8 protein-coding genes are annotated in these 13,184 nt (G+C 41.4%); 7 read left to right on the top strand and 1 reads right to left on the bottom strand.

Features of this window, described 5'->3' with window-relative positions; all coding sequences use genetic code 11:
- Positions 1-634: 634 nt before the first annotated feature.
- Positions 635-2,041: a sodium/glutamate symporter gene (locus BLT18_RS15435; RefSeq protein ID WP_091276006.1), complete on the bottom strand. Its 1,407-nt coding sequence runs from the start codon at positions 2,039-2,041 to the stop codon at positions 635-637.
- Positions 2,042-2,845: 804 nt separating this feature from the next.
- On the opposite strand from BLT18_RS15435, the gene BLT18_RS15430 reads away from it, so the two are divergent.
- The 7 genes from BLT18_RS15430 to BLT18_RS15390 all read left to right on the top strand — a co-directional run bounded on the left by BLT18_RS15430 (position 2,846) and on the right by BLT18_RS15390 (position 13,096).
- Positions 2,846-4,444, top strand: a complete 1,599-nt coding sequence (locus BLT18_RS15430; protein WP_091276003.1) for an acyl-CoA synthetase — start codon at positions 2,846-2,848, stop codon at positions 4,442-4,444.
- Between the two features lie 574 nt (positions 4,445-5,018).
- Positions 5,019-5,942: a sugar phosphate isomerase/epimerase family protein gene (locus BLT18_RS15420; RefSeq protein WP_091275998.1), complete on the top strand. Its 924-nt coding sequence runs from the start codon at positions 5,019-5,021 to the stop codon at positions 5,940-5,942.
- Positions 5,943-6,159: 217 nt separating this feature from the next.
- Entirely contained in the window at positions 6,160-6,393 is a 234-nt protein-coding gene (locus BLT18_RS15415) for a hypothetical protein (protein WP_091275995.1), read from the top strand.
- 877 nt (positions 6,394-7,270) lie between these two features.
- Positions 7,271-8,854: a long-chain-fatty-acid--CoA ligase gene (locus tag BLT18_RS15405; protein ID WP_091275990.1), complete on the top strand. Its 1,584-nt coding sequence runs from the start codon at positions 7,271-7,273 to the stop codon at positions 8,852-8,854.
- A gap of 16 nt (positions 8,855-8,870) precedes the next feature.
- Complete coding sequence (locus BLT18_RS15400) at positions 8,871-9,230, top strand: cupin domain-containing protein (RefSeq protein ID WP_091275988.1); 360 nt, start codon at positions 8,871-8,873, stop codon at positions 9,228-9,230.
- 212 nt (positions 9,231-9,442) lie between these two features.
- Positions 9,443-10,684, top strand: coding sequence for a xanthine/uracil/vitamin C permease (locus tag BLT18_RS15395; RefSeq protein ID WP_245705290.1), 1,242 nt, complete (start codon positions 9,443-9,445; stop codon positions 10,682-10,684).
- A 195-nt stretch (positions 10,685-10,879) separates the two neighbouring features.
- Entirely contained in the window at positions 10,880-13,096 is a 2,217-nt protein-coding gene (locus BLT18_RS15390) for a helix-turn-helix domain-containing protein (protein ID WP_091275983.1), read from the top strand.
- The last annotated feature ends 88 nt before the right edge of the window (positions 13,097-13,184 follow it).

Here is a 13,184-nt window from a genome sequence, read left to right as displayed (position 1 = left end):
GGGATAGGAACGAAAATAGGCATTGATGCCACCGCGCCGACCCCTCGTCCTTGGGAATTTCAGCGACTGGATTTGCAGCAAGTTGATTTAGACAAATATGACATAGAGGAATAATTTCTTTGAGGTAGAGGGCAGCAAGAACCACATCAGGTTGGTTGCTCTGCTTTCAAAGAAGCAAAGCTTGAAAGGCAGGAAAAAAAGAAGAAGTAAAGGAGCAGCTCCTTTACTTCTTCTTTTTTGTGATGACAGCAAAATATAACAGGTGCGTGTTTTACGTTTTACCGGAGCGTCAAAAACTCCCAGACCTTTTTTAACAGGTAGGAAAGTATAAAAGTTCGGCGTTTCATGGTCCAGCGCAAGCGCCTGCTCGCTCGAGGTTCCTTCGGTCCGACGATGGAAAGCTAGAGGTCAGCTTTCCATGTGCCGGCCCTCCAGGACTTGTCGCTCGTGAGCACGGCGCTTGCGCTTTTCTTTGTCTAGCGTAAGCGCCTACTCGCTCGAGGTTCCTTCGGTCCGACGATGGAAAGCTAAAGGTCGGCTTTCCATGTGCCGGCCCTCCAGGACTTGTCGCTCGTGAGCACGGCGCTTGCGCTTTTCTTTGAATGATCTGAGATTTTCTGGTGCGGTATGAAGATTACTTTCGTCCGAAGTAAAATATACCGAATGCAAAGCAGATAAGCATGAGCACTGTAGTCAAAATCAGTACAGGAACAGCACCAAATTGAATGATTAACGGTACAGAAGCTGCTGTGAACAACCCACCGCCAACAATGGGTTCAAATAACAACTGTTTGTAACCGAAAGCATTCAGTGCAGGGGATCTGTTTTCAGGATCAACCACTCTCATCAGCAGTAACCCAGTTGCTGCAACACCCATTGACTGACCTAAATCACCCATGCCTCGTTCAAACCAATAATTAGGAATCATTCGCGGAGCGATATAGACAAAGGCAAGTACATTCCACATGATACCAACGAGTGACAATAGAATAAACGGAACGAAATAACTTCCCAAAACTTGTAGGGATAAAGTCGCTAATGCACTGACAATCAACCAGTCCAGCGCCAATCCTTGCACACGATTGATGAGTCCTCTGTCAATCGTGTCGTACCGATCAAAAAGCGTTAAAGCGGCTTGAACAATTACGCCGCCAATCATAGCAAACGGGAAGAGAGGCATATATCCCATTAATTCCACATTTACCCAATGAGCCCAGGTCACAGATTCCAGCCAAATCAGGCCTTCTAGCAGCAGAAAACCAATAAAAATGGCAATTCCAATATAAGCGAAGTGTAAGGCCAAAGGTTCAATAGATATGGGGCTCGTTGTCATCTTACCTGCAGATTCACGTCTTTCTTCTTGGATCACGCCTAATTGCTGATCCCAAGAAATATCTTCGGCTTTTTTTAATATGTTTGTCTGTCCCTTCCTCACCGCAACGTTAATTAGAATAATACCAATGATTACTCCAGAAAGGATCCCTACGGTTGCTAAGCCGACTGCTAAATCATAACCTTCAGGAAACCCGATTTGCTCGAATGTACCAGCCATTCCTGCGGCTGTACCATGTCCGCCGACAAATCCAATTTCAATCAATGCTCCTGCAGCAGGAGACATGTTAAAAAAAGGTACTAAGACCAGCAAGACAAGTAAAATGCCAAACACATACTGTCCCCAGGAAAGTGTATAGCCAAACGATATTTGCGGACCACCGACAAACCAAATATCCTTCCACTTGGGTAAAGTAAATCCAAGGAACAGGCAGGCAAAGACAACGTTAATTAACAGTCCAGGGAGTGTCTCCCATACGGCATATATCTCCTCTAAGAAAAGCCCAAATGTCATTACATCGTCACCAGCTGCTGTACCAATGACTCTGCCCAAGACTTCAGGCCCTAATAGAAGAGCTATAAAACCGGCAATAATGGAAGTGGGTAAATATAACTTTTGAAAAATGGGAATCTGAATACGCAGCCATTTGCCGATAACTAATAGAATACCTATGACAATGAGACTGAGTCCAACCATTTCTGCGGACATGTCTGAGTTCTCCTTTCCTCATCTTTATACCTTTCTATATTTTCCCTTTTTGTGACATACGAAACACTTATCGTTAGTTACCGGATGCATTTCACTCTCCTCTTACTGCCATACTGCAGCAGGCTTAGTGTTGTGTTACTGATTGTTCTCTCACATTAATCAATTTTTTGAATCATGTGCTGATTGATGGATCGAACATCAGATAAACTGCTTTTCAAATGATTTGTGACAGGATTGAAGTGTAGGGGATGAGCAGCTTGGTATCTGCATCTATAAAAAGGCGCTGCTGTTTTTGTTTTCCTTTTTCAAATACACCAATGGAATGAAATAAGGATGGCTTTCTTGTTGTAGATGATTATTGAAGGAGGGGGGAAGTTAGCAAATCGTGCAAAATAATCCGTAAATGATTCAAAAAGGTGCGAAAAGAGAATTATTCAATAAATTTAATTAACAATTTTTATAGAATAGATAAAGGAAAAGAGCGTAATAACGAGAATTGATAGAATATTCGAATAAAATAGAGTGTTTAGGGATTAGAAAGAAGTGTTTTTTATGTCTATCTCCGATTGGAAAGGCGAGAAGGTGGTGGTTTCGAAGGGAATATGGCAGAGCACGTTTGTGTGGACTGGAAGTTTTTTAAAAGGAAAAGAAGTAAGGTCGAGGGAAGCAAGGATTTTTAGAGTGAAGAAGACATTTGATTATGTTAGCGGATGGTGAACCGGATTTACATGCAGGCACAGCGGCAATGTTTATTTAAGTAAGCAGCAAAGCTTGTTTAATCTTAGAGATGATGGAGGGGATAAAGTGAAACAAAGCAGCCTGACAGCACCTGTGTTTTATAATATGGCTCAAGATATCGATAGATTTGCCGACCGAGATGGAAAGCTGGCTCTTCTTTGGGAAAATGAGGCTGGTGAATCCACACAAATTTCATATGCGAAATTGCGGCAGGAATCCAATAAGATTGCAAACGGTTTCAGACAGCTGGGGTTAGTAAAAGGAGACATTGTCATTATTACACTTCCCCGGATACCCGAAGCATACTTTGCATATTTAGGAGCGTTAAAAGCGGGATTAATTATTTCACCAGGTTCAGAAATGTTGCTGGAAAAAGATTTGCTGTACCGCGTGCAGCATTCCGAAGCGAAAGCAGTTATTTGTATCGATGAATTAACCAGCCGTTTTGACAACATTCGATCTCATACACCTAGTATCAAACACCATATTGCTATAGGAAGGCAAATCGATGGGTGGACCAATTATCAACAATTAACAGAAAATGAATCAGATGCCTTCGATATAGTAGAAACACGTTCAGACGATACGGCTTTTCTTAACTATACCTCTGGTACAACTGGAAATCCGAAAGGAGTTATCCATCACCACAGCTGGGCCTATGCTCACCAAGCCGTCACTGCGAACTGGCTGGATGTGAAAGAAGAGGACATTGTTTGGGCCACTGCTGCTCCGGGGTGGGCAAAATGGAACTGGACTCCTTTTATGTCGACATTAGGTGCTGGTGCAACAGGACTGGTTTATCACGGCAGTTTTAAGCCTGAAAAGTATTTGAGCTTAATGGAAAAATACAAGGTGAATGTTCTTTGCTGTACACCAACTGAGTATCGTTTAATGGCCAAGTTAGATCATTTAGAGCAATATCAACTTCCACACCTTAGAAGTACTGTCAGTGCAGGGGAACCATTAAATCAGAAAGTTATGGAAGTGTTTGAACAATACTTTCATGTTCAAGTGCGTGACGGTTACGGCCAAACAGAAAACACGCTGCTCGTTGGGAATATCAAGGGAGAGAAAATAAAGCCCGGGGCGATGGGAAAACCCATTCCAGGTAATGAAGTGTCCATCATTGATCAGCAGGGGAACCCGGTTGCAAGCGGAAAAGTAGGGGATATCGCGGTGCATCAAAGCGCGCCGGCTCTATTTAAAGGATACCTGCATGATAAAGAACGAACAGCTGCTGCTTACCGGGGAGAATGGTATTTAACAGGAGATCAAGCAAGTATGGACGAAGACGGTTATTTCTGGTTTGAAGGACGTTCGGATGATATTATTATTAGCTCGGGATATACCATTGGACCGTTTGAAGTAGAAGATGCATTAATAAAACATCCCGCTGTACAAGAGTGTGCAGTAGTGGCCAAACCAGATGACATCCGTGGAGCTATTGTAAAAGCTTTTGTTATTTTAAAGACATCCCCGTCTGATTCCGAGGAGCTAATAAATGAACTGAAAGAACATGTGAAAAAAATCACGGCACCTTATAAATATCCAAGAGAAATTGAATTTATTAATGAACTGCCGAAAACGACGTCAGGTAAAATTCGCCGTGTTGAATTAAGAAACTTGGAAAAGAAAAAGGAAGCAAATAAAAGTTCCTATTTATAAGGCAGGAAAGTATAAAAGTTTGGCGTTTTCATGGTCCAGCATAAGCGCCTGCTCACTTGCGGTTCCTTCGGTCCGACTATGGAAAGCAAAAGACCGGTTTTTCATAGTCGATTCTCCAGAACTTGTCGCGGGCTCCCAGGATGGGAGTCCGTTCGGCGTTATCACAGGAAGTGCTTCCACAGGATGTGGTGACTTCAACGTCCGACATAGGACGTGTGCGTTCTTGGTAGAAGTTCCTTCACTGTAGCCGAACGTCCCTCTTTCACGGCGCTTGCGCTTTTCTTTGTGTGAAAAAATAAACACCGCCATGGCAATAGGGCATTCCTGTTTAAGAATGAGAATGTTCAGAAAGTCTGCAATGATAATTTGTGGCAATCCAAGGTGAACATTAGTGTCACTGTTGTACGCAAAAATGAATGTCCTTTATTTATAAAAATAAGGCATGTTTAGATAAATACAAAAAGAAGCAGTGTCTTGTACTCTAACTTTAGTGAAAACGCTTATTGGTTTAGGCATATGGATAACAGTCATTTTACACGCAGTGATTTCTCTGTAAATACAAGGAGTGATGCAGGTGAGTATCAACATTTCAGGAGCGCCCTGCTGCTGGGGCGTCGATGATCCAGCAAATCCACATCTTCCAAGATGGGAGCGGGTGCTGAAAGAAGCATCACAAGCAGGTTATAAAGGGATAGAACTGGGGCCTTATGGTTATCTTCCGCTGGATGTGGAGCGTGTACAAGCGGAATTACACAAAAACGGTTTAACAGTTGTGGCGGGGACGATTTTTGATGATTTAGTCTCAGCATCTAACAGAGATAATCTGCTTCAGCAGGTAGACGATATTTGTTCTTTGATGGCACAGCTTCCGTCTGTCCCTATAGAAGCAGGACAAAACGCTCCTGCTCCGTATCTTGTTATTATCGATTGGGGACATGATGAAAGAGATTACAAAGCTGGTCATCAAGAGGAAGCACAGCGTCTATCAGAAGCGGATTGGAAGCGAATGATGGAACACATTCGCGCGATTTCAGAAAGGGCATGGAAACAGTATGGCATTCGTCCTGTTGTTCATCCTCATGCAGGCAGCTACATTGAGTTTGAAGATGAAATCATCAAGCTGATAGAAGACATTCCCTATGAAACGGCGGGGCTGTGTCTTGATACCGGGCACCTATATTATTCAAAAATGGACCCGGTAACGTGGCTGCGAGACTGCGCAGACCGCGTCGACTATATTCACTTTAAAGATATTAATGGAAAGATGTACGAAGAAGTCATGGAAGAGCATATTCGCTTTTTCGATGCTTGTGCCAAAGGTGTTATGTGTCCGATCGGACAAGGCATTATTGACTATAATTTTATTCACCAGCTGCTTGAAGATATTAATTATCACGGCTACATTACAATTGAACAAGAAAGAGACCCTCGACATGCAGATACGAGTTTACAAGATGTCAAACAAAGTGTTGACTATTTAAAACGCGTTGGTTATTAGCGAGGAAGACAGGAGAGGCAGAAGATGATTAATGGGGAAAAGCACATAGAAAAGCCGATTCGCAGGGCTATGGTTGGCGGCGGCCGTGGCAGTCAGATTGGTTACATTCACCGTTCTGCAGCTTTGCGGGACCAAAATTTTTAGTTAGTAATAGAAGAAAGCAGTTGCTGGGAAGAAGAAAACATATAAGTTATCATGGTTACGGGGAGGGATAATATTGGAAAGCCTGCTTGTGAAAACAGGGATTTATGGGTTTGTGTGTTCCCTTGCTGTTGGTATCCTGGTGATTGATACGACAACAATGGTACCTGCTCAAACAGGATATACGAGTTATGAAAAAGATGGAATGGAGTATACGGTAGAACTGCTTCGTTTTTCTATTAAACTAACGATCGCCTGCATAATAGTCGTGCTCATTTATACTTGGTACAAAAAATATAGAAAAAAATGAATCCTGCTGAAGCTAATGTTTACATAATTAGGTGACACAAGATTGGTACTAATCGGATCATGAAGGGAGGAAGAACTTCCTGGAATGGCGGCTTTGTGTACTTATATATCTGAACATAACAATAAACATGTTTAATTAAGGGGCGGTAAAAGGAGCTGTACTAAAAGCCTTTAAACGAAAAAGTCGTGGACATCATCCAGAGAGAGGGTGTCCACGGCTTTTTTGGTAAGATAAGAAAATATAAAAGTTTAGTGTTTTCATGATCCAGCATAAGCGTCTGCCCGCTCAGGCGCACATGATATGGATCGGTTCAGCGCTGCCACAGGACGTGGTGGTTTTAGCTGAACATCCTCTGTCTTTCCTTTTGACTCCGGGCCCTGCGCGAAAGATCCAGGACTTGTCGCGAGCCCCCAGGATGGGAGTCCGTTCAGTGTTGTCACAGGAAGTGCTTCCACAGGATGTGGTGACTTCAACGCCCGCCACAGGACGTGTGCGTTCTTAGTAGAAGTACCTTACAGAACAGAAGTTTCTTATACAAAAAAATATATGAAAATACTATATTCCTTTATTTTTTGGAATAAAAGTGATTAAATTCCTGAAATATAAGGTGATATATAATTCTGAAAAATGATAATATTTTTAATTGAAAATAAACATGTGACTTTTCGATTGAAGGAGGTTTATCAAAACAGAAATGTTTTGGCAGATAGAACACGCACTGCATCTTCGAACCATACTTGCACTGATAAATGAAAGCGCTGACATTTATTTAGGAAGACAGATATGTTGTCTTTGACGTTATGGATAAGAGGAAAAGGCTTGACCAATGTTGAGAGAAAGTTCTAGCACGTTGACACCGTACAAGGAGGTAACAAGGATGTACAATCAGCTATATCATTTAAATGTTTCGCAAATGCTTGAAACGGCTTGCCGCAGAGATCCTGAGAAAGAGGTTTCTTTTGACCAGTCTTCACGACTATCTTACCGCCAACTGTGGGAGGATTCACTTGCTTTAGCAGCTTCTCTGCAGCATCAAGGGCTGCAGCGGGGAGACAAAGTGGCTGTTTGTTTACCAAACTGGAATGAATTTTTAGTTATTTATATGGCGATTGCTCATCTTGGTGCTGTTATCGTTCCGTTTAACACTCGTTATCGCACAGAAGAAGTAGAATATATTCTTCAAAACTCGGAAGCAAAATTTGCATTTTTTACAAAGGAGTTCAGTGGAGTTCATCATGCAGAGCAATTTCTACAAGCTAAACAGAAGTTAGCAACACTGGAGACGCTGATTACAGTGCGTTACCGAGAGGAAGGGCTGTTAACTTACCGTGATTTGCTTCATAGAGGGAAAAGTTCTTCTTTTACGCCGGCAGATATAGATGCAGAAGAAGAGATTTTTACAATTTTATACACATCCGGGTCTACAGGGGCGCCGAAGGGAGCGATGTTAACCCATGCAAATGTTGTGAAAACAGGAGTGATTTCCGCTGAGCAGATGCGGTGCACGTCTAGTGATGTGTTTCTTGTGGCTGTTCCCGTTTTCCATGTTTTTGGCATGGTGCCAAGTATATTGAGCGCAATCGCTTCTGGAGGACGAATGGTTTTGATGGATATTTATAAACCAAAAGCGTCATTAGAAATAATGGAAAATGAAAAAGTCACCATCAAACACGGAGTTCCGACGATGTTTATTCTCGAGCTGAATCATGAAGAGTTTTCCGGATATGATTTATCCTCATTGCGAACAGGAATTGTAGCAGCTGCACCGTGTCCGGTAGAAATTGTTAAACGTATACGCACAGATATGGGATGCGACATTACGGTAGCTTATGGGTTAAGTGAAACCTCCCCGACTTTAACGATGACTACATTTGATGATCCAGATATTGTGCGTGCTGAAACAGTGGGAAAAGCACTTCCAGGAGCAGAAGTGAAAATTGTAGACAACCACAGACAGGAGCTTCCTTTTGGAGAAGTAGGAGAAATTGCCTGCAGGAGTTTTGGGGTGATGAAAGGGTATTACAATCTGCCAGAAAAAACAGCAGAAGCTCTGGATGAACAGGGCTGGTTCTATACGGGCGATCTCGGGACATTAGATGAAGACGGTTACTTGCGTATTGTAGGAAGGAAAAAAGAAATGATTATCCGTGGCGGCTATAATATTTATCCTAGAGAAATTGAAGAAGTGTTCTATACGCATCCGGATGTGATGGAAATCGCTATTGTTGGACTGCCCGATACAGTATTAGGTGAAATTGCTTGTGCTTGTGTAAAACTCAAACCACGCGCAGCAGTGAATGAAGAACATTTGCTTCATTTTATCAAAGGGAAAGTGGCTGATTACAAAGTTCCTGATAAATTGCTGCTTATAGAGAATATGCCGATGACTGCAAGCGGAAAAATTAAAAAAGTGGCACTTGAAGAACAGTTAAAGGAAGAACTGAAAGCAGAATTAAGATAACGCGGGAGGGGAAATAATGAGTCAACAAAACGTGCAAGAAAAAGAAAGCCGCTATGTTTCCAATGAAAAGGCATGGAAAGCTCTGCCGTATAAAGGTGTCTATATAAAAAACTTGTATAAGTTTCCAGAAGGCGGAAGCACGGTGTTAATAAAAATGGAACCAAACAGTTCCTTTCCGCTTCATGACCATCCAGCAGATGAAGAGGTTTTTGTACTTGAAGGCGAGTGCAAAGTAGGAAAATATCAACTGTATCAAGGGGATTATCTGTTTACTCCGCAAGGCACCATTCATGCTCCTTTTACTCGTGAAGGCTGCACTCTTTTTGCCAGAACAATTGAAGCATTAACATTTTTAAATACGGAGAAAAATTCTTAATCTACTGGCAGGAAGAGAAAAAATGAGAGAGGTGATGAGGAGGGAATCACACGGTATACCACATGTAGTTCATAAAGGAGGCGTTTGCGATAGCTATTTATAGGCGAAAAGAAGGAGATATACATCCTTTTTGGAAATTTGGACCATTTCAAATTCGGCTGCCGTTCATTCATTTTCGGTTAGAAACTCCGGAGTTAATTCAAGGATTTGTATTGTTTGCGATTGGTTTAGCAATTGTCCCTATCTTAGAAAACGTAGCAGGAATGTCGTATGAGGCAGCTTTAGCTATTTCTATCATTTATCTTGTGACGATGTTAATGGGCCCTTTATTTGGTGTACCGTTGGTTCCTGGCTTTATCACTGCTGGTATTCCGCTGTTCGTTATATTTTTAGAAAACTTCGAACCCGGGCCGGAAGCGGTGCAAGGAATTGTGGCGTTGCAGATAACTGTCGCATTTATTTTTCTCTTGTTTGGTATTACCGGGTTAGGGAAAATGATTGTGACGAAGCTGCCGAACTCTCTGAAGGCTGGTATACTAATTGGCGCTGGTGTAGCTGCTGTTTACGGGGAAATCGTTGAAGGAGGAAGGCTGGCTGACACTCCTGTTTCTTTAATTATCGGAGCACTTATTTGCTTGTTCGTCATGTTTTCTCAATCGTTTACAAGGCTGTACAAAACGAGCAAACTGGCAAAAGTAATTGGAAACTTTGGAATCATGTCAGGGATTTCTGTGGCTATCATTGTAGGGTGGATCTCTAGAGAGTATTCGGCACCAACAATTGAGTGGGGATTTGTTGTTCCTAATTTTGCAGAGATGTGGAATTATACTCCGTTTGTTGTAGGGTTCCCGAGCATTGATATTATTCTCATGGCTGTTCCCACCGCTTTTATTGCCTATATTATTGCATATGGAGACATTGTAGTCGGTACGTTTCTTGTCGATAAAGCGCAAAAGGCAAGGCCGGATGAAAAAATTCATCTAGATTTAAAAAATATGCATGTATTGGCTTTTATTCGTAACATGATTCATGCTTTGTTGGCACCACATCCGGGGTTAGCTGGCCCGATATTTACTGCAGGAACGGCAACTATTTTAGAGCGTTATAAATACGGTCGTAAAGCGATGGACTCTGTTTATTCAGGTTCGATCTCTTTAATCGCGGCTATGCTTATCGCTACTCTTTTATTACCGCTTGTGACGTTGTTCCAGCCTGTACTGCCCATCGCTTTATCTTTAACATTAATTATTACAGGGTATCTTTGTATATCCATTGGGTTTGAACAAGTTACTACGCAGAGCGAACGCGGTGTAGCGGGTATTATGGCGATTGTGTTATTTACTTATGGTGCTGCTCATGCTTTAGTTGCAGGATTTGTTCTTTATTTTCTCATCCAAAAATCAAACTGGCTGAAAGAAGATACACAAGAGGATGATGTGAAAAAGGTGAGTTAAATTATCCTGCCTTTCTTTTAAGGGAAAAAGGCGGGAAGAATGAAGACACAAAAAAACAGTTCTTTGTTCACTGCAATACTTTCTAATAATTTTGAAAAAACAATACGTGTTATGGTGTTAAATCATTTATAATCAGCTTGAGGGTGATCCTTCAAGCTGATTTTGAATTTCTTGGTATATTATTGAGGTGGAAACATGACAGCACATCACACCAATCAAAAATTAAAACAAAAAATTGATGAGCATTTACGTAACGTGACTCGCCAGCTCATTACGTTTGATACGCTGGAAGAAACGTTAAACTATTTATTGGAGTCATTTTACGAGGAGTTTACTTGTGATCTGGTCGGGGTGATTCTCCGTGAAAATGATAACCTTTATCCCAAAGCGTGGATTGGCGAAGGTTTTTCCATTAAGGACAGTTTGCGGCTGGACACGGCGTCTTGTTCAGCCAATCTTTTGGAAGATGCGATCTGGTGGCCGAATTATAAAAAGGATTTAGATTGTGCTTTCAGCCGTGCTCTGCAGCAGGAGAGTTTATCCACATGGTTTACGGTTCCTTTAACAAATAATAATAAAAGTCTCGGGCTTTGTATTATAGGGTTTCGTAACTTTACTCCTTTAGTGCTGGAAGCGGAAAAGACATTTGTCGAATTTGGCCATGATGTGGCTGTTGCCTTGGAAATGTCACGGGAGAAAGAGAATCAAAAAAGAAAGATAAAAGGGATTGAATGGATGAAAGAAAATATTTTTTTGGATTCATCCATCGATCAGGTGATTGAAAAGGTGGTAGAGCGTGCAGGGAAAGGTACTCAATCGCAAGGGGCAAGTATTTATTTATTTGACGAGAATAATGCGTGCTTTACTTACCATCCCCCTTCTTTTGGGGATACCTCTTTACCGAGGGAAATGAAAGTAAACACAAACCAGGCGCTTGATAATTATTTTCCTTTTGTTGAAAAAACAGGGGAAAAAGAATTGACCGTCCCATTGGTTGTACAGTTGAAAACCATTGGTGTGCTTTATGTAGATAAAGGAGAAAATGGGGTTTTTTCTTCAGAAGACTTGGAGTTTTTAAATTTTGTCTCTGCTTTTGTTTCAATGCAAATGGAGAATGCGAGACTGTACAGATTTGAAATTGACAGTAAAAAGAGACTCGAAAGAATTATGGAACATCATCAAGAATTAGTAAAAAAAACAGTCGAAGGAGAAAGTCTTGAAACTATTACAGAAACAATAAGCTCTATGTTAGAAAGCTCCGTTTTATTACTCGATCGTTTTGTACGGCCGGTCACCTCTTTTTTTAAGCAGGGAGAAACACATCTTGCTGACCATTACGAGGAAACAATCGGGCAGAAGAAACAACAAATTACTCAACAGAAGTCGAAGGAAATATGGTTAGAAGAAGAAATTTCTTGTGCGGTTTTGCCCATTGCCGGGGCGAGTGATGTGCTTGGGTATGTAGCTGTTTTTATCGATCGGAAAAAGCTTGACCGCATGTTGAGGTTGACGCTGGATTATGCCATTAATGTGTATGCTATTGAGTTTATTAAACAAAAGTTAGTCGTTGACACACAAGAACAAGTAAAAGAGAGTTTTGTAAACCAGCTGTTTGCGGAATCGATCGTTGACTTAGACAAGATTATTCAATATGCTACGTTAATCAATTGGGATGTCGCAAAGCCGCATCGAATTGCTGTATTGTCTTTTGACATTAAGGAAGAAGAAAGAGCATCAGCGGATTTAGTAATGATTGAAAGTTATAAAACCTGGCTCTGGGAACAAATCAAGACCGGCCTCTCTATATACTATTCCGATATTATCTTCACACGCCGGGGGAATGAATGTATGTTTATTGTACAAGCTGATTATGAAAACAAGGGGAGGTCTGGTTTTTGGACGGAGCTGTACCGCCGCATCAATAGTTTTGTAAAAAAAGAGAGTCCTCTTACAAACGTTTATCTAGGAGTAGGAGGCATAACCGAAGCCATCGATGATTATTATGGTTGTTATATGCAGGCTGCTAAAGCAAATAATGTTGTGTATCACCGCTTTCAAGAAGGGGGATACGCGTTTTATGACGAATTGGGCTCGTATACAATTTTACATAATACGAGTGATCCGCTGGCAGCAGAGTTGTTTGTGAAAAAACATTTAGGTCCGCTGTTGAAGTATTCTAAAAACCATCAGGTTGATTTATTTACAACGCTTCGCATATTTTTAAATAATAATGGAAACTACCGGGACGCTTCCAATCAGCTGTATATCCACCGCAGTACACTAGAATACCGTATGGAACGGGTATCGGAACTTATCAATGTCGATTTGAACAGTGCCGAAATGCGGTTTGAATTAATGATGGCGTATAAGTTGTACCGCCTTTTTAACATGAGTGTGGAACAATTAATCTAGGAATGTGGAAGCCAAATGAAGAAATAAATCTTTATAAAATATTCGTTTATGATGAAAAAGCGAAGAACTTGTTGTTTAAATGTGTACG

Source organism: Alteribacillus persepolensis, assembly GCF_900099605.1.
Taxonomy (GTDB): Bacteria; Bacillota; Bacilli; order Bacillales; family Marinococcaceae; genus Alteribacillus; species Alteribacillus persepolensis.
Note: the sequence above shows the minus strand (reverse complement) of the source record. Positions and strands in the feature narration are given on the sequence as shown.

Excerpts from the sequence above, each read along its gene's own strand:
- BLT18_RS15435 (WP_091276006.1), bottom strand. The coding sequence starts at position 2,041 with ATGTCCGCAGAAATGGTTGGACTCAGTCTCATTGTCATAGGTATTCTA.
- BLT18_RS15405 (WP_091275990.1), top strand. The coding sequence starts at position 7,271 with ATGTACAATCAGCTATATCATTTAAATGTTTCGCAAATGCTTGAAACG.
- BLT18_RS15400 (WP_091275988.1), top strand. The coding sequence starts at position 8,871 with ATGAGTCAACAAAACGTGCAAGAAAAAGAAAGCCGCTATGTTTCCAAT.
- BLT18_RS15390 (WP_091275983.1), top strand. The coding sequence starts at position 10,880 with ATGACAGCACATCACACCAATCAAAAATTAAAACAAAAAATTGATGAG.